This is a genomic window from Candidatus Taylorbacteria bacterium (genome assembly GCA_039934295.1).
Classification (GTDB): Bacteria; Patescibacteriota; Minisyncoccia; order Phycocordibacterales; family HO2-43-120; genus HO2-43-120.
Window position 1 is genome coordinate 33,452 of record JBDTMN010000005.1, and the last position, 25,218, is coordinate 58,669.

At 42.8% G+C, this 25,218-nt stretch carries 16 protein-coding genes, 2 rRNA genes, 1 other RNA gene and 1 other annotated feature; of the genes, 3 read left to right on the top strand and 16 right to left on the bottom strand.

What is annotated here, in order from left to right; all coding sequences use genetic code 11:
• Window positions 1-23: 23 nt before the first annotated feature.
• Complete coding sequence (gene dapA / locus ABI430_02160; protein MEO8637684.1) at window positions 24-998, bottom strand: 4-hydroxy-tetrahydrodipicolinate synthase; 975 nt, start codon at window positions 996-998, stop codon at window positions 24-26.
• A 264-nt stretch (window positions 999-1,262) separates the two neighbouring features.
• Here dapA and smpB point away from each other — a divergent pair, with 264 nt between their 5' ends.
• Both smpB and ssrA read left to right on the top strand, forming a co-directional pair.
• Window positions 1,263-1,709, top strand: a complete 447-nt coding sequence (smpB, locus tag ABI430_02165) for an SsrA-binding protein SmpB (protein MEO8637685.1) — start codon at window positions 1,263-1,265, stop codon at window positions 1,707-1,709.
• Window positions 1,710-1,714: 5 nt separating this feature from the next.
• Window positions 1,715-2,121, top strand: a transfer-messenger RNA (tmRNA) gene (ssrA, locus tag ABI430_02170).
• Between the two features lie 301 nt (window positions 2,122-2,422).
• Here the strand turns inward: ssrA and secF are convergent.
• The 5 genes from secF to ABI430_02195 form a co-directional block, all read right to left on the bottom strand.
• On the bottom strand, window positions 2,423-3,358 hold the full coding sequence (secF, locus tag ABI430_02175; GenBank protein ID MEO8637686.1) for a protein translocase subunit SecF: 936 nt from the start codon (window positions 3,356-3,358) through the stop codon (window positions 2,423-2,425).
• Window positions 3,359-3,478: 120 nt separating this feature from the next.
• A complete protein-coding gene (gene secD, locus ABI430_02180; protein ID MEO8637687.1) occupies window positions 3,479-4,807 on the bottom strand; it encodes a protein translocase subunit SecD in 1,329 nt (442 codons plus the stop codon).
• A 235-nt stretch (window positions 4,808-5,042) separates the two neighbouring features.
• Complete coding sequence (locus ABI430_02185; GenBank protein MEO8637688.1) at window positions 5,043-6,374, bottom strand: hypothetical protein; 1,332 nt, start codon at window positions 6,372-6,374, stop codon at window positions 5,043-5,045.
• A gap of 203 nt (window positions 6,375-6,577) precedes the next feature.
• Window positions 6,578-7,477: an NAD-dependent epimerase/dehydratase family protein gene (locus ABI430_02190; protein MEO8637689.1), complete on the bottom strand. Its 900-nt coding sequence runs from the start codon at window positions 7,475-7,477 to the stop codon at window positions 6,578-6,580.
• 87 nt (window positions 7,478-7,564) lie between these two features.
• Window positions 7,565-8,908: an exopolysaccharide biosynthesis polyprenyl glycosylphosphotransferase gene (locus ABI430_02195; GenBank protein ID MEO8637690.1), complete on the bottom strand. Its 1,344-nt coding sequence runs from the start codon at window positions 8,906-8,908 to the stop codon at window positions 7,565-7,567.
• A 518-nt stretch (window positions 8,909-9,426) separates the two neighbouring features.
• Between ABI430_02195 and ABI430_02200 the strand changes: the two genes are divergently transcribed.
• Window positions 9,427-10,650: a glycosyltransferase gene (locus ABI430_02200; GenBank protein ID MEO8637691.1), complete on the top strand. Its 1,224-nt coding sequence runs from the start codon at window positions 9,427-9,429 to the stop codon at window positions 10,648-10,650.
• 69 nt (window positions 10,651-10,719) lie between these two features.
• On the opposite strand, the gene ABI430_02205 is transcribed toward ABI430_02200, so the two are convergent.
• The 10 genes from ABI430_02205 to ABI430_02250 form a co-directional block, all read right to left on the bottom strand.
• Complete coding sequence (locus ABI430_02205; GenBank protein MEO8637692.1) at window positions 10,720-11,841, bottom strand: FtsW/RodA/SpoVE family cell cycle protein; 1,122 nt, start codon at window positions 11,839-11,841, stop codon at window positions 10,720-10,722.
• Window positions 11,842-11,852: 11 nt separating this feature from the next.
• Window positions 11,853-13,220 (bottom strand): vWA domain-containing protein, encoded by a 1,368-nt coding sequence (locus tag ABI430_02210; protein ID MEO8637693.1) that lies wholly within the window; start codon window positions 13,218-13,220, stop codon window positions 11,853-11,855.
• A gap of 165 nt (window positions 13,221-13,385) precedes the next feature.
• Window positions 13,386-14,240 carry a DUF1189 family protein gene (locus ABI430_02215; protein MEO8637694.1) on the bottom strand — a complete coding sequence of 285 codons (855 nt, stop codon included), beginning with the start codon at window positions 14,238-14,240 and terminating at the stop codon, window positions 13,386-13,388.
• 201 nt (window positions 14,241-14,441) lie between these two features.
• Window positions 14,442-14,551, bottom strand: a 5S ribosomal RNA gene (gene rrf, locus ABI430_02220).
• A 1,068-nt stretch (window positions 14,552-15,619) separates the two neighbouring features.
• Window positions 15,620-16,102, bottom strand: a complete 483-nt coding sequence (locus ABI430_02225; protein MEO8637695.1) for an LAGLIDADG family homing endonuclease — start codon at window positions 16,100-16,102, stop codon at window positions 15,620-15,622.
• A 355-nt stretch (window positions 16,103-16,457) separates the two neighbouring features.
• Entirely contained in the window at window positions 16,458-16,682 is a 225-nt protein-coding gene (locus ABI430_02230; protein MEO8637696.1) for a hypothetical protein, read from the bottom strand.
• Window positions 16,683-17,867: 1,185 nt separating this feature from the next.
• Window positions 17,868-18,458 (bottom strand): LAGLIDADG endonuclease, encoded by a 591-nt coding sequence (locus ABI430_02235; GenBank protein ID MEO8637697.1) that lies wholly within the window; start codon window positions 18,456-18,458, stop codon window positions 17,868-17,870.
• A 282-nt stretch (window positions 18,459-18,740) separates the two neighbouring features.
• The gene (locus ABI430_02240; GenBank protein MEO8637698.1) at window positions 18,741-19,346 is read right to left on the bottom strand and encodes a hypothetical protein; all 606 of its coding nucleotides are present in this window, start codon (window positions 19,344-19,346) and stop codon (window positions 18,741-18,743) included.
• A gap of 736 nt (window positions 19,347-20,082) precedes the next feature.
• Window positions 20,083-20,382 (bottom strand): hypothetical protein, encoded by a 300-nt coding sequence (locus tag ABI430_02245; GenBank protein ID MEO8637699.1) that lies wholly within the window; start codon window positions 20,380-20,382, stop codon window positions 20,083-20,085.
• 264 nt (window positions 20,383-20,646) lie between these two features.
• Window positions 20,647-20,827 (bottom strand) — a sequence feature (23S ribosomal RNA rRNA prediction is too short).
• A gap of 57 nt (window positions 20,828-20,884) precedes the next feature.
• A 23S ribosomal RNA gene (locus tag ABI430_02250) occupies window positions 20,885-24,658 on the bottom strand.
• Window positions 24,659-25,218: the final 560 nt, after the last annotated feature.

Here is a 25,218-nt window from a genome sequence, read left to right on the forward strand (position 1 = left end):
ATTAGGCCTGCTTGTTTTTTTCGTCACAGCAACTTGAGCACAACCAATTGGCGTTGGATGTGTCGCGCCGTTTCCTCGCTTGCTTCAAACATCGGCAAGCGAAGAGTTCCTCTGTCCCACCCTAGCTGTTTCATGGCGCATTTCACTCCAACCGGATTGCCTTCCAAGAATAGCGATTTTGTGAATGGAAAGAGCTTCATGTGAATCGCCCTCGCCGAGACGAAGTCTCCTTTTGCTCCGGCCAGCACGAGTTCGCTTACTGCTTCAGGCACGACATTCGAAACCACACTCACCACTCCGTCCGCTCCGACCGATAGAAATGGTAGGGCAAGCGAGTCGTCGCCACAAAGAATAACGAAATCTTTCCCGAGCTTCAATCGTAGTTCCGTCACTCGATCGGTGCTCCCACCCGCTTCCTTGATACCCATAATGTTTGGATTGGCTTCGTGAAGCTTGCACACAGTGTCAACCAAAATATCCACTCCGCACCTACCGGGAATATTGTAGAGAAAAATCGGCAGTCTGGTCGCCTTTGCCACCGCGTCAAAGTGGGCAAACAGTCCCGCCTGACTCGGCTTGTTGTAATAGGGAGCCACCTGGAGCAAAGCGTCTGCGCCTGCCTGTTCTCCCGATTGAGCAAGAAAGATTGCTTCCTTTGTGCAATTTCCTCCTGTGCCAGCAATTACCTTGACCTTGCGTCCCGCGAATTCTACCGCAGCTTTGATTACATCAATGTGCTCATCAAAATCCAATGTCGGAGATTCCCCTGTAGTTCCGACCGGGACAATACCCGTGACTCCCCCTGCGATTTGCCGGGAAATTTGTTCGGCAAACCGTCCCCGGTCAAATTGATTTCGATTGTCAAAGGGCGTAATAAGCGCCGTATAAACACCAGCGAATGTTTCAGGGTACATGAGTGACCTTTCTATTTGTACTATTTTCGAACAGTCTCGCGACTCAAACGAAACAAGCCCCGCTTTAGGGCTTGTTTTTATCATCATTATGAGTCGGCGTGGGAAATTAATAACAAAAACAAACCCTAAAGTGAGTTGAGATTTTCTTGTCCTTCTTTACATTTTGTACCTGTATTCGATTCATTGCGTATACTCTATATGAACTCAATAAAATAATCAAGGAGCAATGAGTGTAACGCGCAGCGTGTAACGTGTAACGTCTGAGAAAAACAATTACCTTTCCTCTCATGTTGCACTTCTGATTCCATGCATTTTGCGCTACACTTCAGATACTGTTATGATTTTTCCATGCAAAGTCTTATCGAAAACAAACGAATACACCTCGATTACGAAATCCTGGAAAAATTCGATGCGGGCATCGAGCTTTTTGGCTTTGAAGTAAAATCTCTCAAAAACAGACTTGGGTCTCTCTTGGGCGCCCATGTAACGATACGAGGCGGCGAAGCATATGTTATTAATTCTTTTATCCCAGCATACCAAGAAAAAAATGCTCCAAAAGAGTATGACCCAAGGCGCAATCGCAGGCTTTTGCTTACCCGAAATGAGATCGAGCGCCTCGCCGAGATTGAAGGAAAAAAGGGGTTGACAATAGTACCAGTTTCGGTATATAATAAAGAGCGTAAGATAAAGGTAAGTATAGCCGTCGTAAGAGGCAAGAAGAAATACGACAAACGGGAGGATTTGAAAAAGAAGCAGTCAGAGAGAGACATACGCAGAGAACATAAAGAACGTTGAAAAATGGGGATGATCGGTCTAGACAGCTGATTTACTCTCAAATATGCAAAGTAGAGCACCGTTACCTCTTAAATCTGACGGAAATTCTAAGCGCAAAAAACTTAGTTACAAGAGCAAAATTAGCCGTTTCTCCCTATTTTAGGGCAAACGACTTTGCTTTCGCTTACGCTTTAGCCTAAGCGACGCTTCATATCCCAACTTCCGATAGGGATACGTAAGTGTAATATATTCGGAATGGGATAGATGGTCGTCTCGCTCTCTATCCGAAACTAAGAGACTCGATCACTACATATTTTGTTTGCTTTAAGCGCAGTGATTTAAATCTGCTTCGGCAGGAAAAAACAGACTACACTTTGTAGAAATATTAGAGAGCGTCAGTTGCACCCGAGTTCGATTCTCGGCATCTCCACAAAAATAACGAGCTCTCTTAGAGCGACTATATTTTTGTAGGACTCAGTTTTCGTTTCGAAAACGGAGTATCACAAAAGAGCGACTATATTTTTGTAGGACTCAGTTTTTGTCTTCAAAAACTGAATATCACAAAATAAAATCACCCCTGCAGGGGTGATTTTATTTTGTGATAGACGTTTCTCCCCTTGCAATAAATCGGTCTGAATTTAACCCTCGAATCTAAATTTACAATCACAATCTATTTCTTCCGATTCTGCCATCCCAGTAGTAGAGCGAAGCTCACTACGGAGCAAGCTTTTAAACTATTTATTTTTTCGGTTTTGCCAACGTTCAACTGTAACTAACAAGGGACTCCCTAAGAAAATCGACGAATAGGTTCCGACGGCAATACCAACAATTAAGACAAGAGAAAAATGTTGAGTAACTTCCGCGCCAACAAAATAGAGGACAATGAGTGCCAAGAGAGTCGTCAAAGATGTGTTGATTGAACGGGTAAATGTCTGGCTTATGCTTTCCCCAACAACGGTTTCAAATGCTTTCTTCTGCTTATGCTCATGATTTAATCTCAAATTTTCTCGAACTCGGTCAAACACGACAATCGTATCGTGAATGGAAAAACCTAAGACGACCAGGAGCGCGGTCACAAACAGCGTATCAACCTCGTAACCCAAAAAATGCCCGAGAACAACGAACACGCCGGTAGGAATCGCCACATCGTGGAAGAGAGCGAGAATAGCGATGATTCCGTACTTCCATGAAGAAACCCGTCCGACCGTGTCATCCGGGCGGACCGGCTCCGATACCTTCCTGAAAGCAAAAGTGATAAAAAGAACAATACAGAGAAGGACGAACACAATCGACACGAGAGCCTTATTGGCCGCTTCACGGCCGAGGAGAGGTCCGATAGTGTTAAAACGCTTTTCGATAAATGGCTTGGTGTTCCCAAAAGAGAGAGTTTTGATTATTGAGACATGCTCTTTTTCCTCAATGGTTTTCATGCGCATAATGTAGCCCTTATCACCGGTGGGACGGATGTTTTCATTCAAAGACATCGGAGCAAGCGCTGTATGAATTTCGTCCACAGATGGCCGGTTCTCCCTGTATTCAACTTCGAGAATCGTCCCCCCTTTGAAATCCACACCCAAGGTAAGCCCCCACGAAAAAAGCAAAACGATGGAGGCCAAAACCAAAAGCCCGGAGATGGTGTAAAATATTTTTCTGTATTTAACTATGAACATGATTATTAGAGATACCAATATACGAATAAATACCTAATATACAAATGGTTACGAATAAGAAATTAGATTTAGATTATTAGTATTCATTGGTATATCGCATTCATTAGTATATTTGTATGTTTACCTTCGAAATCCATTCCCGAATAAAAATCTCGCTGCCCTGCCGTCTTTCCATTGGATGGCCTTCAGGAATGTGCGGGAGACGGTGATTGCGGTGAACATGGAGACCAGGACGCCAATTCCGAAAACCAAGGCAAATCCTTTAATAATGGAAGTGGATGCAAACATAAAAAGAATGGTGGCAGTAATAATGCTCGAAAGGTTGCTGTCACGGATGGAAAGCCACGCTCTTTTGAATCCTTCGTCAATCGCATCGTGGAGATTTTTCCCCCGCTTCAATTCTTCCTTCATTCTTTCGAATATGAGAATGTTCGCGTCCACCGCCATACCGATGGAAAGAATAAATCCGGCAATTCCGGCGGCGGTTAAGGTTACCGGAATCAGCTTGAAAAGCGCAAGGTTCAAAATCGTGTAAATAATGAGTGCGCACGAGGCAATCACTCCCGGCAAACGATACCAAATAATCAAGAAAAGTACGATGACCAAAAAGGCGATAATTCCCGCTCGCACGCCCGCCGTCTTTGCTTCTTCACCGAGCGAGGCGCCGATGGTTTGCGTAGAAATAAGCTCAATCGGCACCGGCAGTGCTCCATAATTTAAGTCGCGAACAAGAAGTTTTGCTTCTTCTGGCGTGAAGCTACCGGTAATCTGGGCTTTACCCGAGACGATTTCATCTCGAATGACTGGGCTTGAAATTATTTTTCCATCAAGAAATATCGCCAGGACCTTTCCAATATTTTCTTTAGTGATTTTAGCGAACAACGTTGACCCTTCATCATTGAAGACCAGAGATACTATGGGCTCGTTGGTTCGGGGCTCGAATTCCAATTGAGATCTCTCAAGGAGTCTTCCGGTAAGACCGGTACTCGTAAAAAGATCGGCAGGTGTGGTAGAAGAATTTGATTTGCTTGCTGCTTTCGCCACTTCTTCATTCAAAAGTTTAAATTCCAAAACGGGCGTCTTCCCGATGAGTTCAATCGCCTTCCCGACATCGGAAATTCCAGGCAACTCAACGATGAGTTTGTGCTCTTCCTTTCCGCTAAAAGACCCCCCTTCAACCTCCACTAGTGGCTCGGATACGCCGAACAAATTGACCCTCGTTTCAATCACGTCCCGAAGGGCTTCCATAGAACTCCCCACGTCGCCTGCGCCAATTTCTGATACATCAGCACGATACACCAGATGGCTTCCGCCGGAGAGGTCGAGGCCCAGTTTAAAAGGAAATCCTGAAACAACCGATTGCGTGTTCACTTCAGATGAGTACACAAAAAAGCCGAGAAACGCTCCCGCCAAAAGAAGAACTAGAGCCATGATTCTGATTCGCGCCATAAAATTAAATCATCTGACTTGCCATATTGATATCGGAATTATAGGGATTTTAGGAGAAAAAGCAACCGCATTCGTGTAATGTAAAACGTGTGAAGCGACGCACTTTAAGTTGGCTAATTCCAGAAATAACCCCACTTGCTGTTCACGAGCTCAGCGCCTTTTTGATGACCTTTCCGGGTTTCATCTGGACTCGTCCCTAATCACATTATACTATTTTTTCCGGATTTCCCACTTCTTATTTCTTGTAGCGACTTACCGAAGAATCTTCAGGAAGAGGTAGCGAAGACTTTATAGTATCAATAAGCTGTTCTTTTTTCATGTTCATTTCATTGTTGAGCGCATGGGCTCTTTTATCTAGTCCCATAACAAGACCGGTCATTCTTTGCTTTCTTTCATTGCTCTGATAAATCCAGGTGACAATATTTTTTTGATGTCCAACAAGATTATATTTACTTCCGTCACCCTCGAATTGAGAGGGTAGTTCAACTGGTGTTCCGTACCAGGCAAAATTTAAGGCGTCCCTAAAACGCATTTCTGCACGATCTAGATCGGTTAGTCCATGGATAAGAGCTTCCCCACCTTGAGACGGATTCCAGATTTTAGAATGAACAATCTTCATTTCATTTAACAGTCTTCGCTGTTCTTCTCGATCCCGATTTTGCTTTTCTTCTTTTTTAATCCAATATGTTTTCCCCATGAGATCGTCGAACTGCTGATGCAACAGGGAGTAGTTTTTAAGAAATTCTTTTCCTTGAGGTGTGTCCCCCTTTAACATCGAAGTCCATTTGTCGTATTCGCGTATAAGTGATGAAGCGGCGTCCTCTAATCTCTTTGATTCTTCTTCTACAGCTTTTTTCTGAATTAACTCGATTTGTTGCTCGTATTTTTCTTGGCTTTCAGCGTTCCGTCTCACTCTCTCCTCGGTTACCGCCTGTCTCAATTCTGGTTCCGCCACCCCCAGAGTCGTGTCAGGACGTTCGGGTAGTTTTTTGGACTCAAGAACTTGTTTTGTCCCAAACTCATAGGCGTCTTGAGCCGCCATATCTTGCTCTGATGCGAAACCTTTCCACTTTTTAGCCGATTCCTCGTCTTTCTGATAAAGCTGGCTTTTTTGAGATTGCAATTCTATTTTTTTTGTTTCGATATCTTCTTTTATTTTAACAAGTGCCCCCTTTGCTTCCACGAGTATTTCTTTCGACGCAAACTCTCCCAGTTCTACCATAGTTTTTTCTAATTGAATCGCCTCTTTTTCTTTTTCTCTGATGGAATTACTCAATTCCCATAATGCGCCTTCATCGCGATGTTTTCTGAGCTCCTTTTCATATGCATCGGGCATTTTGCCTACTTGCGAAGACCCATGCATCATTTTACCCGTCGCTCTTGAAAGTTTTTCATTCCCTTCAGCCATTGTGACTGCTTCTAGTGCCATGCGTTTTAGATGAGCTCGATGCGTTTCATCTTTTGTTTCTTTTGTTTGCCGTGCCCCCTCCGCCGACTCTTTAAGCTTTTGTATGAGCTCCGCTACATTTGGAGTCTCCGAAGGAAAATTTTTTTCAATATTCGACATAATAGTTTTTTATTCTGATAATGACTAATTAATTTCTTTTTTTAGGCGTTACTGATACAAGTAGTGCATTGCGCTCTATCGTCAGTACTTCGCGAGAGAATGGGCCGTTTTCAAAACTTTTTTTCATACATTGTGATTCGTGTTTTCTAGTAATGAATCCTAATTATAATGTAATGTATCTGCGTTTCCTAACTGCTGAACCCCTACATTTTCTTCAACTCCTCAATTCCCTCCTCAAACTTTATTTCGGGCGTCCAGCCAAGAAGTTTCTTCGCCAGCGCTGTGTCCGCAAGTGTGTTTTTTGGCTCGAGGCGGGCGGGAATAAACTTTACCGCACCTCCGATAATCTCGGCAACTTGGAGCACCGATCGGTTTTTTCCCCCACCCACATTGATTACTTCCCCTCTCCCTACTCGGGTACTTTCCATCGAAAGCAAGTTCGCCCGAACCACATCACGAACATGAGTGAAATCTCGCGTCTGCTTGCCATCTCCTGTTATGGTCATCGGTTTCCCTTCGCTTTTCAGTTTCAAAAACTTGGCAACCACTAAAGCATACGCTCCCTCATGGCTCTGTCTCGGACCATAGACGTTGAAATAGCGGAGTGACACAGTTGGCAGTTTGTAGACCTCGCTCCAGAGCTTCATATACAACTCGCCAATATATTTCTGAAGACCGTACGGACTTTTGGGGTTGGCAATCATCTTCTCCTTCAAGGGCAAAGTTTTCTGGTCTCCGTATGCCGAGCTCGAAGCGGAATAGATAACTCTTTTTATCTTGTGCTTATGCGAAGCGATAAGGACATTCAAAGTCCCTCCGACATTTGCTTCATTGGTCTCGCTCGGATGCTCGATCGAAAACTGAACGCGGGGAAGTGCGGCAAGATGAAAAACGTATTCCGCATTCTTGAAAATCGGGTCAATGCCCGCCAAATCAGTGATATTTTTGTTGTGAAAAATAGCTTCCGAATTTACATTTACTTTTTTTCCTTGAGAAAGATCGTCAATGACATGAACTTCAAAACCGCGCTCGAGAAGCGCGTCCGAGAGATGCGACCCGATGAATCCGGCTCCGCCGGTGACTATTACTTTTACTTTTTTCATATTTTTAGTACGAAATATCAATTATTCCTGGATCCCTCGATTAATCTGGATCCCCGTCTTCACGGGGATGACGAAATAAGAATTTCGTCACTTCCCTACAAACGATAACAAAATTTTTACTGTTCGCAAAGCAATCTTGAGGTCAAGCAAGAAAGAGCGATTTTTTATGTAGTACAAATCATAGGCAAGTTTGTTGCGCGTCTCCTCTCTGCCAATCTCATGGTGGGCATGAAGACTGTCATTTATCTGCGCCCACCCTGAAAGTCCCGGCTTTATGAGATGGCGAATACGGTAGTAGGAAATTTCCTTCTCATACAGCCTCACTCCCGACAGAAGTTCGGGGCGAGGACCAATGAGAGACAGGTAGCCCGCAATGACGTTTGCAAGCTGGGGAAGTTCATCCAAACGGGTTCTGCGCAAGAATAAGCCAACTCGAGTGACCCTGTTATCACTTGCCTTTCCCAGATCGGTTTCATTTCGTGACATTGTTCGAAATTTATACACACGTATTACACGGTCATTCTGTCCGACGCGATCTTGAACGATAAAAGCCGGCCCTCTTGTATCCAGCTTAATCGCGATAATAATAAACGGATAAAACGGCACGGAGAGAACGAGAGCAACAGCACCCAAGACAATGTCCAAAATTCTCTTCAAAAAGTCGTAAGTCTTCCTCGGTAAAAGAGAAATATTCTCGAGAATCCACTGATCGCGTATTAGTGAAAGGGGCAGGCGGTCAAATATGTTCTCATAGAGAACGTCCATTTCCAGAAATTGCACGCCTCCAAAAAGGAGCGGGTACAAATGAGGGAGAATGGGAGTGATTTTTTCGTTTTTGAAATCAATGATAATGTAAGAAACTTGGGTAAAAGAAACTTTCTTCATTATTGCATCTTTCAAGTCCGGTCCTAGAATCTTTTCGAGATCAATGAAAGAAGAAATATGCATACCGTATCTTGGATTAGCATTTATTTCCTTTTGAAGCTCTCGCGCCTCTTTACCCGAGGAGATGAGCATAGTATTCTGCTTTTTCCGATAGCTCGCCAATCGATACCCGTACCGTCTCCAGAAAAAAACAAGAAAAAAGGATATGAAGAGAGTGCCAAATAGATTCGTCTTCGGAGTAATCCCGAACGAAGGAATGAGATAGAAAAAAAGAACGGCGATTATGCTGTTCACTACCTCCGAGTGAAATACGATGGAGGGCAATTTTCCTTTAAGAAGCGTTGTGTGGCGGTCGTAGAGCCCGGCGATGAAGAAAACGAGTACCCAGACAAGAAAGAGAATGGAAAAGGGTCGCAAGTGCGACTCAAAAATGTGCAAAAATTCTCCCTGATAGCGCACTAGAAGTGTAATCAAAAGCGATAAGAAAAAAATGAAAATATCGCCAACAAAAAGAATGACGGCTTCTTTTTTATTGAGAATAGGCATATCGATAAGTATAAAGTTGAACGTGTAAAGTATAAAGTAGAGAGATAGAGGTAAAACAAATGTACAACTAAAAGCGGACCGAGTCAATGCTTTATGGATTAGTGCCGGATTGCTATCATGTGTAGTAAGACTCCTTTGCCTTTTTTTATTCAAATGACTGGATCCCCGCTAAGCGGGGATGACAGAATGAGAATTCTGACACTTTACACTTTTTACTTTCAACTAAATTACATGCCTCCCAAAAAAAAACTTCTCTACATAATCACCAAAAGCAACTGGGGCGAGGCGTCGCAGCAAAGCCTGCTCCTTAGAAACCCACGGTTTCTAAACCCTGTTTTTCGAAACTCAAAACAGGTCTTCCTTACAGGAACAGTACACCTTTTGGACAATTCAGAAATTGTCTCAAAAGGTCTTGCGAAGCTCCATGTGTTCGCTTCTCACCGCCACGGGAAAACTACAGTTTTCCCGACCCCTTTCGCCCGCCCCTCCCCAGTTGTATATTCAACTTAAATTATCCAATGGACACTGGAAACAAAAAAAAACTTCTCTACATAATCACCAAAAGCAACTGGGGAGGGGCTCAAAGATATGTGTTCGACCTCGCTTCTGCTTTCAAAGAAGAATATGACATAGTAGTCGCTTTTGGAGGCGCGGGAGTTCTCAAAACCAAATTGGAAGCCGTGGGAATTCAGACGGTCAGTATTCCCTTCTTAGAAAGAGACACGAATCTTTCGGGGGACGCCAAAGTTTTCATCGAACTTTTTAAACTTGTTTTTTCACTTCGCCCTAACATCGTCCATCTCAACAGTTCAAAAATCGGTGGCCTCGGAGTTCTCGCTGCCCGTCTCTGCAATTTTATAATTTATCTTCTTAAGACGTTACACGTTACACGTTACACGTTACACCCTATTCGTATCATCTTCACCGCCCACGGGTTCGCCTTCAATGAAAATCGGGGGCAGGTATCGAAACATGTCATGAAAATTCTGTACTGGATTATCATCTTCTTTTCACATAAAACAATTGCCGTTTCAGAATCTTTGGCGCACCAGATGAAAAACATGTTTTTCACCCGCGACAAAATAGTCATTATCCACAATGGGATTTCCAAAATTCGTTTTATCGCAAAGGGGCAGGCACAGAAATTTTTTATCGAAAAAAGTCAGATAGTGAGGGAATTTTTCGGTTTGGATGAGAAAAAAATAAAAAAGACTCTGTGGATTGGAACCATTTCTGAACTCCACAAAAGCAAGGGACTCGAATACTGCATTGAGGCTCTCTCACTATTTAAAAATCACTACCCCTCATTTGTTTTTCTTATTATCGGAGATGGGGAAGAGAAAGAGAACCTCGAGAAGCTCATTAAAAGTAAGGGCCTAGAAAATCACGTGGTCCTTCTAGGAACAATCGAAAATGCGGCGCTCTATCTCAAGGCATTCGACATTTTTACCCTCACTTCTACTACCGAGGGACTGCCGTATGCGATTCTTGAAGCGGGACAGACAGAACTTGCGGTCATTGCAAGCAACGTGGGAGGGATTCCAGAAATTATTGAACAACTGCAGTCCGGAATATTGGTTCGGTCAAAACATGTCAAAGAAATACAAGATGCTCTCCTATTTTTGCTGGAGAATAAAGACAAAAAGAGAGAGATGAAACAAAATCTTAAAGCTAGAATTGAAAGCAAATTTATCCTTCAAAAAATGATTGATGCGACAAAAAGAGTATACGAAAACAAATAACTGAAATACGTATAACAAAAAAGCGTTTCTTACATCTTCAATTGTAATTCAGTTGTCAGTTATTTGTCTCTAGATTCCCAGGAATTCATTCTTCACATCATCTTTGTGCGCGACTCTTTGATATCGGCGCATGCCCATAAGAATCCCTAGGCCCGTAAATTCCGCGAGCAGGTGAGAGCCTCCATAACTCATGAAAGGCATCACAAGCCCCGTCACGGGAAGAATTCCGATATTCATGCCGACATTTATCACAAAATGACTCATGAAATAAATCGAAAGCCCTATTCCATACAAGATTTCGAAATTTGTGGGTCCCCTAATCGCATTCACGAGAATTCTGTAGACGATAATCCCGAAGAGCAGGAACAGCAAGAGTATTCCGATAAACCCCCATTCTTCGGCAAAAGCCGCAAAAATAAAATCAGTTTGGTATTCGGGCAAAAATTTTAGCCGCGATTGCGTTCCATATCCCACACCTTTTCCCAGAAATCCTCCCGAACCCACAGCAATAGTGGACTGATATGCGTTATACCCGCTACCTTTCAAATCGGCCAAGGGATGGATAAAACTTATTATCCTCTCTTTCTGGTATTCTTTGAATCCAAAAAACCACAGACCGGAAAAAACGAGAACTCCAATGGTGCATACAGCGAGCAAGTGCTTCTTCGAAATACCTGAGACCAGAACCATTCCGAACCAAATGATAAAAATAATGATCGAAGAGCCGAAATCTGGTTGGAGCAGTATCAGAAGAAAAAGAATGAAAGCATAAAATCCGGAAACTAAAATGTGGCGGATATGGGCTATTTCGATGTGGCGTCTCGTGAAATATTTTGCAAGAACCAGAATAATCACGAGCTTGGCAAGATCAGAGGGCTGAAAAGCGACAGACCCCAAATGAAACCAGCTCTGCGCTCCCCGAACCACCGTTCCCAAGACGAAAAGAGCGGTGAGAACAAAACAGGAAAAAATAAAAATAGAAACGATGATGCCTTTTTTTCGTAAAAAACGAAAATCAATAAAACTGAGCGTAAAAAAAACAAGAAGAGAAACAATGATCCAGAGGAGCTGACGGCGAAAAAAAATGCTTTCGCCCAAAAAGACGTTCATCGTCACCAATCCTCCGAATAGAAGTGGCAGAGTCGCCGAGATTAATATCCAGTCTATTTTTTGTCTCTTGAAGAAACCCATAAAGGCCCGCCTCAATGCGTAAGCGGAATTACCTGAATCTTCGTGGGACCTTTCTTGCAGATTGAGGTGGCTATATTTTGGTAAATTTTTGCCAATTGTTCTTTCTGCGTCGCTTCAAAATACAATTCGGGGCGCGACGCCAATGTCTTAAGATATGCGCTGTCGACATTTTTTCCTAGACCGATAATGTAGAGCTCGATATTCTCGGCTTTTGCCTCCTCCGCACGGGAAAGAGCATATTCTTTTGGATATTCAGGATCATCAAGCTTTTGCGGATGGGAAGGAATGCCGTCGGTAAGGAGCACAACCGAAGATTTGGCTTCAATTCTATGTCGAGGAGAGAGAAGTTCGACAAGCGCGCTTTGTATCCCCTCCCCAATATTGGTGCTTTGCGGACTATCAGTCGCTATCGAAATCTCGCTTATTGTCTTTTTGAGCCCGACAAAATCCGGAGAGAGAATCGAGTCAATGGGATCTCGGACGCCAGTGGCAAAAGATACAGCCCCCGCTCTGTCGTTCTCCTGCAAATTATCGACAAATAATCCTGCGGCAGTCTTTACCGAAGTCAGAGGCTCTGGAGGAGAAAGGCCGTCATCATCCATGCTTCCCGACCGATCGAGAACGATCATAACATCGGATGGCTTTTCGCAGATACCTTCCCCAAAATCAATCGAACTCGGCCATGTAAAGACTACGTCCTGCGAAGAATTTTTGTCCAATGTGTCAATAAAGGTTCTTGAAACAGCTTGGGCATTACCATTGCTGTCGTATACCAGAGCAACAACCTCGACACCTTGAAGTGTGGTGCTCGAGCGATTTTCGATTGTCGCTTTGAGCTGGGGAAATTGACCACTTTCATCCAAAGTTTGGCTTGCCACCTTAACCTGTGGCGGTTCATTCGTATCGATTTCCCATACCGGGAGGCGACTAAACTCAAAAGTTACCCGAGAAGGGATTTGTGTTCCGGTTGCAATTCTGCTTTCAAAAATGGGGAAAATCTTATTTTGAGGAATGTCTGTCTTCCCTTTCCTTTCATAGATGAGAATTCCTTTGTCATCATACAATTTAAAAACATAAGGAAGGTCATTGGTGGAAGAATCGAGGTTTGGATTTTCAATAAAAGCCACTGCATTATAGACGCCCGGAGTAACTTTGAAAGCCCTCTGCCAAAGAATAATCGGCGAGAGCGCCTGATTTATGCAAAGAATAGAGCAAGGTCCCCCGCAATCCACCCCGAGCTCTTTCTGGTTCTGCTTGAGGTCGAAACACGTCGGAGCTTCATACACGGTAAAAAAAATGGGAAGGGCAATTCCAATAAATACCAGAACAAAGAATGCGCCGATATAAGATAACTTTCTGTTTGAGGCCCAGTGGGACATGGATAGCTTTTAGCTACTAGCTATTAGCTGTCAGCTTCTTGGGATTTTTTCCTAAAAGCTAACACCTAATAGCTAACAGCTATTTAATAATTGTAACAAAAAAACACCCCCGTTAAAAGAGAGTGTTTTTGGCAATTGATATTAAGGAGAAATCTTATTGGCAATTTATGTCTTGAGCCCGATTTTCTTTGTATTGAGAAACATCAGGAGAAGAAAAATGACGCTATCGATAAACCAAAAAGAGGGGACACCGAGAAGAAAATATAAGACGCGTAACATGACAACGACCGTCACTCCATAGAGGCCGAGCTTGTAGATCTGGCTGTAAGAAAAATTCTGCTTGCGAATAAGAGCGACAATCCAGATAATTACGGAAAGAATGAGTATCATGAACAGGCTCAGGACAATGTTCGCTAAGTAAATCGCGACAAATAATCCGACAATGAAAAGCGGGATGATGCATACGAGCCAAGGCCGTATTTTTTCGACCCAAGTGGAAAGTTGCGCTCTGTTAATTGTTACATTTAAGGACGGGGGCAGTTTTTGGATAGACAATTCTTGACCCTCATTTTTTGCGGAAACAAAATAATCTTTTGTAAGAAATAACGACGTATCGTAGGTTGAAAATGTGTCAATTGCAAAAACGCCCTTTGTGTCTATGACCAAAAGATTTTTAGGCAGATGAGATGTACCTGCATTCGGATTTGATGACGCTTGAACAAATTCGCTCGGCCACAACAGGAAATACGGCTCCTTCACGTTTGTTGACGCATGACCATCCTTAATCGTGACCTCTAATTCTTGAGGGTAATAGCTCAATACTTTATTAATACTTTCTTCTGAAAGCCCCACGACAAGGCTGGGAATCATTTTGGCACTCAAAATAAGAGTGAGACAGAGTGCCGAAAGCAATGTAAGCTTGAAAAAATACCCGAACGCTTTCTTGAAGGAAGCATTTTTTTCGGCGCGATAAAATTCCGGATTATTGATGCTATCTTTGATGGTTTGAAATAGTTTCATGATGCTGATTATATTTAGTTTAATAGGATAGTATCATAACACACATCTTTAGTCTTGCATAACTCAATTCTTTGCACGCTTTTCCCTGCCCATTTTTAGCTTCGCTACTGGTATCACCGAAAGAAAATTGATTTGTAAACAGCAAGCCCGCAAAGCTTCTGGAGCGGGAGAAAGAGGTGGATCGTTAAGATTAAAAATTTTGTTTTGGCGACTACCTACTCTTCCTAATAAAAGGTACCATCGGTACTAATGGGCTTAACTTCTCTGTTCGGAATGGGAAGAGGTGTTGCCCCATCGTCAAGTCACCAAAACAAAATTTTTAATTCGAACTCCGACGCGCTTCGCTGTCGGAGCCCCGACCTTTCAGAGCGTCGGGGTTGAAAAACTAAGCTTTAGGCTCCAGCGTTGAAATAGCTGGAGACCGTGTTTGCTTCTCTTTGAGAATCATCTCAATTTGAAAGCGAGGGGACGTTGCAGGAAACTGGATGGGATCGCATGTGTACGTGCGCCCCATGGAGGGAGTTCCTCTGCAACGCCCCGAAAGAGCAAACCGTCGATGGCCGGATCACCTCATTTCTCATTTAAGACAACTGCAGTTGCGAGAATGACCCAGCCACCGAGGTCTGGAAGCAGGGTAACCTATTGGTCACCCGCATTTGCGGCTCCCGGCCGCGGTTTAATTTTAATGACGTGCTCCCAAAACTTAGTTTTTCAATTCCGACCGAAGTCGGAGCTCAAGATTCGACAAGTAAAATAATAAGTTTGCAAAGTGGAAAGGTATCAAGTTATAAAGCAAGAATTTTCTTAACTTTAAAACCTTATAACTTTCCACTTTATAACTTACTTTGTGGTTTACAAATTTCCTAATAGGAATTCGACGAATTAGTACTTCTCGGCTCAACACATTACTGTGCGTACACCTGAAGCCTATCAACGTAATAATCTCTTACGGGTCTGTCCCGCGCGAAGCGCGCAAGATACGAGTTTGTAAAGTAGAAAGTTATAAAGTTATAAAGTCAGAGAAGAATTCTCTTAACTTTATAACTTTATAAACCTTATAACTTTATAACTTATACTCTGTGTGCTTCGCACGGATCGATTCCTCATCTTGAAGTAGGCTTCCCTCTTAGATGCTTTCAGAGGTTATCCCTTCCGAACATAGCTACCCAGCGTTCCACCTGGCGGCAGAGCTGGTACACCAGAGGTTCGTTCACTCCGGTCCTCTCGTCATGTTTTTACCCCCTATTTCTAGGAGCATAGACTATATCTTCACCCTCTCTTTCGAGGAGGGGTTGGCATGTTACCTACATATGCCTGCCCTGAATTTCATTGAAAGGCTTTCCAGCGATACATAAGTCTCTCCGTTTAAGGATCAGTCGTTACGGGGTCAAACCTAAAATAGTTAACAACTCATCACGCGTCTTCTTTTTCTTAGTTACATAGTTTTCACTCTGAATAACTAAAATAAAGTCAACGAGCTCTATTAATTGCTTGCGAGTTAGTTTTTTAAATTTTGTAGAGGAAAGAATTCTGCATGCGCTAAAAAGTGCAATGCTTTGAAGTTTTTTAAATCGCATATAAGGCATAAGCTTTTTTAGAATTTCTTCTATTTGCTTGTAGCCATTTATTCGAAGTTCGGTCATTCCATCATTTCTTCTAGAAATATAACCGATATCAAAAACTTCTCTTATCCAATACAAAGATTTCTCATGCCGAGTATCTTGATAGAAACAGATGACGGGCATAAATCGTATTCCGATGTTACCGTCTTTCCGTTTCTTGATCTGAAGCATTAAGCTTCCATCACCATCAAGAAAACCAGCAATATATGCTAACTCTACTTTTTTAGATCGACTTCCCACGGTATTATCTTATCATTTCTGGTCCTCAAGTAAATTAGCCAACGGACCGTTAAAGCTTAATCTACCTTGATAGAAAACCTAAATGATGAAGACTCCACCGTTATAAGCCAAATTGTCATCGCAAATTTCTTCGCGAAGTAGCATGGACCCATTCGGGTCTACTAGGAGCAAATCTTCTCAAGAATCAACGCCTGCAGTAGATAGGAGACCAACCTGTCTCACGCAATAGTAGCTGTTAGCTTCTAGCTATAAGCTATTAGCTTAACAACGCCGCCGTTACCGGCGGGATCGGACTGGAACTTAATCCCTCGCTTGCGCTTGGGACTGTTGACGTTCAGTCTCTACGGGGATAAATCTAATCCTCTCGGACATAATCTAACTTTGCCAGTTTTTCATCGACAACTTTAATCTGTCCTTCAAGGACTCTCCTTTGTTCAAGGAGTCCGCTGATTTCATCAGATTTTTTTCTTTGTTCTTCAGCCTCAATAGCATCTGCATTTCGGTATTCAGCTGCCTTTACTTGCATTCTTGCAATTTCTTGTGCTAATTCTTCAGGAGAAAGTGAAAATTTTTCTGGCATAAATCTTTATTTTGGATAAATCTTCCCTCGGTATTACCCTAATAATATTTAAATTATAGAGGGTTCCACCGATATAGTCAACTTGCTGGCATAGAAATTGCTTTCTATGACCGCCGTGGTTGGTTGGTTTCTATAACCCTCGCAACAAAAAGTTGCATAGGATTTTTCTATACTTTTTCATAAACGAAAATCTCGATATTATTCACTGAGTGGATTCAGACTGTCGAATAGCTGAACTTTTTACTTTCAACTTTACACTTTTTACTTGTCGAGAAGCTCCGCTTCTCGACGGTCTGAACCCAGCTCACGTAACATTTTAATTGGCGAACAGCCAAACCCTTGGGAGCTCTGATTTGTTATCTCGCGTTTCCGCGAGGATCAGACTATTCCATCACCGTTGCTTTTCTTGTCGCCAAGAGCGCTTTAGGTGCAAGCCGTGTGATACCGCTCTTTCGAGCGCATATCTCATGATATGACCAAAATCATATCAATCAGTCGTTAGAGGCCGAACATCTTTTTCGGGACAACTCACGATAAAAATCTTGAGTCCTTGCGAAAAAGTTTTTTAGCACTCTCAGTTGTACACTGAAAGATGCTCGGTTCCTACGGCACTAGCATTCATATATGGTTATTATACCACCTGGGACCTCCGAAACCAGAGATCATATGAAGAAGCCTCTACCGTATTGAGCTTGTTTAATTACCTTGAGATTTCTCTCAAGGAGAGAAGGTGTGTTTTCTCCACCCCCAGGATATGTTGCATATTGATCACGTATTACTACGTGTATAGACTATACCTTCATCCTTCAAAATTTTGAGAATTTTAAAGGAGACCAGCGTCTTATGAAAGTGTGATCTTAGTGTCTAGCACTAAGGCATCTCTCATCTTGTCCTTGCGGACTCAGTCGTTACGGGGTCAATCCGCCTGAGGCGGACGACTTCCCACGGGGTTGTCCTTATTATATCAAAATAATAGTAGGAGTTCTCCGTTATTAGCCAGTTTTTTGCATTCCGATTTACATCGGAAGCGACCCTAATTTAAGCCGACATCGAGGTGCCGAACTCCGCCGTCGATTTGGCACTTCATGATTACTCATGAGGTAGACTATACCTTCACCCTTTTCAGGGTGGCAACGTGTTACCATCCGCCTTAGGCGGATAGTCCTGCGCAAAAGCGCAAAGTCGTTACAGGGAAAACTTGTATTGCATGCTGGAAATAATATGTGGCAAAACATTTTGCTTTAAAAGCAGCATGCTTTGATCACGTATTCTCAACCGAAATCGATTCTTGTCTCGATTTATAGTTGCTGAAATTCCCAGAGTAGCCTCTAATATTTTAATCAAGCGGATATTCTCATCTAACGAAAAGGACTGGGTGTTAAGTCGAAGTTGGTTTCCCTCTTTCGAACCATCATCCATTATCCAAACAGCTAGAGCAAGCGGTGTTAAAAGCTTGCCAATCTCATTCGGAAGAATCTTCTTCCTATCAAGATAAAATTTCTTACGCATCTCATCAAAATATGAATGAGAAACGCATTTGAAATAATAGCTGTTTTCTTTTTCGTAGACTGCAGGAGAGGAATTCGTAAATATTTTAAGTTCACGGTATTTCCAATCCACATATTCTTTTTGCTTGATACTATGATTCACTCGAAATGCATATCCGCATGTGGTTTTCACCAAATGCCCATCTCCCAATAGCGAACCAACAATAATTTCTTGTTGTCGTTTCGTAAATGAAAGACTTTTTGCAATTCTCGATCGAATCGTAATCATTAGAGACAAGTTATCTTACCCTCGGGATTGCCCAACGATATTTGATAATTATACCAAAAATTATTGGGTTTCACCGATTTGAGTTGCTGTTTACTTTTGCGTTACCGCAAAAGGGAGCCTCTTGACTCTTAGGCGGAACTAGCCTGTTCAATACTTTTAGTACTAGACTATATCTTCATCCGTCCCATGAGACGAAGTCTCGTCTGGGATTAGGAGATGGCGTGTTAGCTCTGCGTATTAAACAGAACTCCGTCCGCAAAAAGCGGACAAGTCGTTACGGGGTCAAAGAGAATATAGTTTATAATTGAAGATAGGATGCACATACGGCCGTATTAGGTCATGTAGTTTCTTCGTTTCCGTCACCGGAAAAAAGAGTGCGTATCCTTTATTTTTTTTGTCATACACTTTCGGGTGAAGATTGAAGTTTTGGGAAATTGCCTCCGAGGCAAAGTTTGCTTCATTCAATGATACCCGTCCAAGATATATCATGCTATAGCGATTGTGATTATTTTGATAGAAACTTCCATCATCCATATACCACACCGCAAGTGCTAACGGCTGGCGAAGCATTTCAACTAAACTCGCGGGAAGACATTTCTTGCCATTTATATAGAACAAGCTATGCCATTTTCCAAGAATCGGCGTTGAATTTGACTGCCAGCGACAATATTTGTAAACATGGTTTGTTTTTGGATGTAAACGTTCCAGACATATTGGTTTTCCAAGAAACAGTTTAGGAAACTGTTTAGCCTTCCAAATAAGATACTCTTTTTGAGCATCACCATGTTCCAACCTCAACCGAGCGTTTTTCAGCCCTGTTTTTTGCAAGTAGCCATCTCCGAGAATTGTTCCCAGAAGAATTGACTCCTGCCTTTCTGTTAATTTCACTATATTTTTTAATTAATTCTCTCGACTTCCCACGGTGTTCCAAAAACTCTAAAACCCTTTCGGGCTAAATCAATTTGCAAAGCAAATTGATCGCCCAAGGGAAAGACCAGGTTTTCGGTTCTCCGTTATAAGCCATACTTCCCGCCTGCCTAAGCCTCTCAATCTTTAATTGCTAAAGGCATAAACAAGACAGGACCCTGCCTAAGTTCCTATTTACCGAATACGGCAATAGGCGGGCAGGTCTCCGCATCACTGCGGAGTAGGACAACAAGACACTTTTTCCCGCCCGTACCGAATGGTACATTCGGGCGAGGCAGTGTCCATCCCCAGAGTAGCTTTTGTCCGATAATCTTCCACCGCGTCTAATGCGTATGGTCGGTTCACTATGTTCTGCTTTCGCATCTGTTTGACAAGTACGTCTCACAGTTAAGCCAGCTTGTGCCATTACACTATCGGCACGGTTTCCATTCGCGCCTAGCTGACCTTAATAAACTCCTCCGTTACTTTTTAGGCATGTTGTTACGAATTAGCTTTTAGCTTTCAGGTGTTAGCTGTTAGCTTAAAGATAATTAGGACAAGACATTTCTGCTTGTCTCTCTATGTCGCCATAGAGGTCGGACTATATCATCATCCGACATTAGTTTTCCAAGGTTCGACCTTGGATCAGGAAAAAGGTCGAACCTTAATCCAAAAATTAATGTTGGAGATCAGCGTGTAGTCTCTGAGGGAATTAAAATTATTTATTACTATCGTCTGGATTTATTCCAAGAGATTTAAGCTCGCTCTCATTCAGATACAAGCATTCTTTTTGGAGTTTTAAGTCATATAATTTTTCTTTCATTACATGCTCTAAACTTTGAAGTTTCGCCTTTTCACTTTCTTTGGGTTCCACCTGCTTATTGATTTGCTCTTTTTGTTTTTCCAAATCTTTAATTTCCTGTTCTAGACGAACAATAGCACTCTTATTAATTCCAGCACCTTTTTTGGCTGCTTCAATCACTTGGTGTTTATCTTCAGATGATCTAAATCCTTCCATAATTTTTTAATTCCCTGCTGATTGTCCGCAGGTAAACATTGTTACTTGTAATATAAGTAGTTTACCATACTCCCTAAACTTTTGCCTTTGCAAAAGTCGGGCGAAAATTTTGCTTTCAAAATGTTCTAGCCGGATTTCCCAGCATATTGCTGATTTTTCGATCGCGATTATTCGCGAAAGTCCCCCTATAAATTTGTTTGTTTTGGTGTGAACCACCTAGGAGGCGCCACGGATTGAAGACACAAAATTTTGCGTCCTCAAGGATAGCGCCCCACTAAAACTGCCCGCCAGGTACTGTCTCTCGCCGTTTTTTCCGTCGAAGTTAGAAAATACATTTTTAAAGAGTGGTATTTCACTTTCGGATCCACGCACCCCGAAAGGTACGCTTCAAATCCTCCCACCTACGCTACGCATCAAAAACGTATCCTCAATACCAAGTTGCAGTAAAGCTTCTGGGGTCTTTTCGTCTAACTGCAGGTAACCGGCATCTTCACCGGTATTGTATTTTCACCGAGCTATTCCCCGAGACAGTTCTCCAGTCATTACACTATTCGTGCGCGTCGGAACTTCATGTTCCATCCACTATTTCTAGTAGCACTGACTATATCTTCATCTAATGAATCAATCATCATTGTTTCAGTATATTTTCGTTTGCCTCCAGGATTCATTTTGAAAGCAATCCTCATGATTCCTTTCAATCCTTCGGGTTGTTTATGCTTTTCTTTTTTCATCATCATGCAGATTTTTCTAAATTTTAGAAAATCAGCCTGTTTGGAAGAAAGAAGCGGGTGTTTCAGAAAATGAGGAACAATCTTTTTTATAAGATCGTCCAAACTTCTTACTTCATATTTGAGAGTTTTATCACTATAGTCTCTTCTTATAAATCCGCAACCAAATTTTTTCTGAATCATATAGAGCACTTCAGCTCTTTCTTGGTTTTGGCTTACAGAGAAACTAGGTTTGGTCTCCCACCCGATAAGCATTTTACTTCTTCGAGAAAATGAAATGGAAAAGCACCCTTCTCCATCTACATATCCCGAAATATACTCTTCAATATTCCTCATTAGAGCTAGCGTGTTATAGAAATGATTATATCATTTACTATCTCAGTCGCCAACAATTGGTGGCGACTTCAGTCGATACGGGGTCAATCCTTCGATAAACTCAGGACGACTTCCCACGGTATTCTCCTGCTTTCATAGACCTCCTTAAGTCTCCAGCTAGGACTCCACCGTTATAAGCTAGTTTTATCTTGATATCACTATCAAGTTGGGCAGTTCCTACCCGACAAGGAATTTCGCTACCTTAGGACCGTTTATTTCATGGTAGCGCACACACGATAGTTAATTAACTTATTAATTTAATTTTGTTTATCAATTCCAAACCTTATTTGTTGACTTCATGTCGCCATGAAGATCGGACTCTATCATCGTCTCAAATCGTCGACATCATTCCAGTATAATTTGATTCGTCTTGCGTATAGTCTCTGAGGGTTTCCGCCAGAGGCGGATCTTCCCTGCTGATTGTCCGTTGACCGTCCGTTCTCACGGATTAGGTCGCACTTCAAAATTTTTACTGCCTTACGGCGAGTATTTGAAGATACACGGGGTTTCCAGCATATAGCAAGATTTATTTTCGTAACTACAACGGTCAAGTTTATAGTTACGGCCGACATTCACCCGGGCTTATATCAATCACCACCCACATCGTGCTGGGCACGATGTGGAGATTCAAGAATCATGATTCATGATTCAAGATTCTCCACATCACGTTCAACGTGATGTGGACGACGTCGATATTTGACCTTCGGGCATTGGTCAAGTGTCACCCCCTATACATCCTCTTGCGAGTTCGCAGGGAGCTGTGTTTTTGATAAACAGTTGCCAGAGATACTTTAGCTGCGTCCTCGCGCGGAACGCGCGAACACTGAACTGAAGCAGAATCGAACACAGAACTGACACTGAACCCTATGGTTCTGCGTCTGTTCCGTGTCCCACCGTTTCTGGCGGGATTCCGTCTTGTTCCGTGCTCTTGTGCTCCGCACAAGGAAAGCCTTATTCCGAAGTTACGGCTGCTTTTTTGCCGAGTTCCTTGGGGAAATTTCACTCGTTCGCCTTGCTCTACTCGAGCTGACTACCTGTGTCGGTTTACGGTACGGTTCTAGCATGTATAAATTTAGAGACTTTTCTTGGAAGCGTGCTTTGTCCTGTTTCGCGCGCAGCGCACGACCACTGAACTGACTCGGAATATAAACACGGAACGATACTGAACCTGTAGCGGTTCCGCGTTTTTTCCGTGTTCCGCCTCGTGAGGCGGAGTTCCGTCTTGTTCCGTGCTCTTGTGCCACGCACGATTCTCGCCCTGCTTAAAGTCGCCATTGAAGGCAGACTTCCGGATTTTCCAGGAAATCCATCTTGCAGTACGAACGTCAAATCCGATAATGCGCAAGACATACTACACTCCGTCATCCCATCATTACATGCTAAAGTCATGGAATATTAACCATGTGTCCGTCGGGTGCGGTTTTCACCATTCCCTTAGGGCCGACTCACCCTTGGCTGATTGACATCGCCAAGGAAACCTTAGTCTTTCGGCGTGGAGGGTTCTCACCTCCATTGCGGTTACTTGTGCCAACATTCTTACTTCGCAACGCTCCACCATGGGTCACCCCTTTGGCTTCATCGCAGATGCGAATACTCTCCTACCACGCACGCGCAAAGCGCGTAAGATACAAGTTTGTAAAGTAGAAAGTTATAAAGTTATAAAGCAAGAGGAATCCTCTTAACTTGATAACTTTATGAACCTTATAACCTTATAACTTCTTGTCCTACGTGCCCTGCACGTACATCCTCAGTTTCGGTACTACACTTGAGCCCCGATTATCTTCGGCGCAGAATCTCTCGATGAGTGAGCTGTTACGCTTTCTTTAAATGATGGCTGCTTCTAAGCCAACATCCTCATTGTCGGAGAAATTCCACCACCTTACTTGCACTTAGTGTAGATTTAGGGACCTTAAATAGAGATCTAGGCTGTTTCCTTTTTGACCAGTGGAGCTTAGCCCCCACGGTCTAACTGCCGAGTAGTAACTTTCCGTATTCGGAGTTTGATAGGATTCGCGATCTTTCGACCTGTCGAATCCTTCCAGTGCTCTACCCCGGAAAGGTTCACTCGACGCTAGCCCAAAAGCTATTTCGGAGAGAACCAGCTATTACCAAGTTCGATTAGCTTTTCACTTCTTACCCCAGGTCATCCGATAGTATTGCACGGCTAACCAGTTCGGGCCTTCCTTTTGATTTCTCAAAAGTTCACCCTGCCCAGGGCAAGCTCACTTTGGCTTCGGGTCTGATGTAATGTACTTATTCGCGCTATTAACACTCGGTTTCCCTATGGCTCCACCCTTTTAAGGCTTAGCCTTGCACATTAAATCAACTCGTTGGCTCATTCTTCAATAGGCACGCCATGACGGACAGGATTCAGTTTGTAAGTTTGCTCGCAGACTCGCTTTAAGTTTGTAAGTTTGTAAGTTTTTGAATTCAACTTACCAACTTATAACTTAAGCGAAGCGTAACTTATAAACTAAGTCCTGCCCGCTCTGACTCCTTGTAAGCATATAGTTTCAGGTCTATTTCACTCCCCTCTCCGGGGTTCTTTTCACCTTTCCCTCACGGTACTAGTTCACTATCGATCTAGAAGTGTATTTAGCCTTACCGGTTAGTTCCGGCAAATTCCTCCGAGCCATTCGTGTCTCGAAGTACTCAAGAACAGTAACAAAGAAGATTCTACATTTTCACCTACAGGGCCATTACCTTCTTGGGCTTAGCTTTCCAGCTAATTCGGTTAATATAGAATTTTGTAACTTCTCTGGTATAAATACCACGCTACTGCCTTATAACACCGCGCACCGCACGAAAGCGCGGTGCAGAATCTTGATTCAGGATTCAAGATTCAGGAGCGCGCAAAGCGCGCAATTCTTGAATCGTGAATCATGTCTCTTGAATCTGCATCGAACCTTTGTGAGATGCACGGTTTGGGCTCTTTCCTTTTCGCTCGCCGCTATTCAGGAAATAACAATTGTTCTTTTTTCCTCCAGGTACTGAAATGTTTTACTTCCCTGGGTATGCTTTCAGCACTAACGTGCTGAATCTCGTGCAAGCACGAGGGGTTTCCCCATTCGGAGATCTCCGGATCAAAGGTTGCTTGGCACCTCCCCGAAGCGTATCGCCGCCAGACTGCGTCCTTCATCGCCTCTTCTAGTCAAGGCATCCACCATATGCTCTTTATTTCCTATTAGGAAATTTATAAACCACACTTGCGCAAAGCGCACAAGATACGAGTTTGTAAAGTAGAAAGTTATAACGTTATAAAGTCAGAGAAGACTTCTCTTAACTTTATAACTTTATAAACTTTATAACTTTATAACTTATATTCTGCGTGCTTTGCACAAGCTTCACGCTCCCGCACACACCGCATGTGGCGCGAGAACACGAAATTACTTATTTTACCTGTTGTTATTTCCTCCTCTTGAAAGAAGAAATAACCTTCCGTAACACTTTCGCGTCACGGGATTGCCTCCAAACGATCTAACGTTTAAAAAGCTATTCCACCTCCGACAAATAAAGACCCCTTCTCTCGCCTGTTGGCGGAGAAAAAGCTTGCCGGGAATGGTTTGAAGTTGTCAATGAATCATGCGTTCTGTTTGACACTCTTTCTGTACCCTCGAAATCTTTCAAACCTTTGAAAAATTTCGAGGATAAGGATTACGATTCGGCCTAAATTTTAAACAAAAAAACCGCTCTATTCGCGCGGTTGAGTAAGACAACACAAAAAGTGGGCCGT

Bases quoted from the DNA above. Each gene is read 5' to 3' on its own strand.
- ABI430_02235 (MEO8637697.1), bottom strand. From the start codon at position 18,458: ATGATTACGATTCGATCGAGAATTGCAAAAAGTCTTTCATTTACGAAA.
- smpB (MEO8637685.1), top strand. From the start codon at position 1,263: ATGCAAAGTCTTATCGAAAACAAACGAATACACCTCGATTACGAAATC.
- secF (MEO8637686.1), bottom strand. From the start codon at position 3,358: ATGTTCATAGTTAAATACAGAAAAATATTTTACACCATCTCCGGGCTT.
- dapA (MEO8637684.1), bottom strand. From the start codon at position 998: ATGATAAAAACAAGCCCTAAAGCGGGGCTTGTTTCGTTTGAGTCGCGA.
- ABI430_02200 (MEO8637691.1), top strand. From the start codon at position 9,427: ATGGACACTGGAAACAAAAAAAAACTTCTCTACATAATCACCAAAAGC.
- ABI430_02205 (MEO8637692.1), bottom strand. From the start codon at position 11,841: ATGGGTTTCTTCAAGAGACAAAAAATAGACTGGATATTAATCTCGGCG.
- secD (MEO8637687.1), bottom strand. From the start codon at position 4,807: ATGGCGCGAATCAGAATCATGGCTCTAGTTCTTCTTTTGGCGGGAGCG.
- ABI430_02185 (MEO8637688.1), bottom strand. From the start codon at position 6,374: ATGTCGAATATTGAAAAAAATTTTCCTTCGGAGACTCCAAATGTAGCG.
- ABI430_02210 (MEO8637693.1), bottom strand. From the start codon at position 13,220: ATGTCCCACTGGGCCTCAAACAGAAAGTTATCTTATATCGGCGCATTC.
- ABI430_02230 (MEO8637696.1), bottom strand. From the start codon at position 16,682: ATGCCAGAAAAATTTTCACTTTCTCCTGAAGAATTAGCACAAGAAATT.
- ABI430_02215 (MEO8637694.1), bottom strand. From the start codon at position 14,240: ATGAAACTATTTCAAACCATCAAAGATAGCATCAATAATCCGGAATTT.
- ABI430_02195 (MEO8637690.1), bottom strand. From the start codon at position 8,908: ATGCCTATTCTCAATAAAAAAGAAGCCGTCATTCTTTTTGTTGGCGAT.
- ABI430_02190 (MEO8637689.1), bottom strand. From the start codon at position 7,477: ATGAAAAAAGTAAAAGTAATAGTCACCGGCGGAGCCGGATTCATCGGG.
- ABI430_02245 (MEO8637699.1), bottom strand. From the start codon at position 20,382: ATGGAAGGATTTAGATCATCTGAAGATAAACACCAAGTGATTGAAGCA.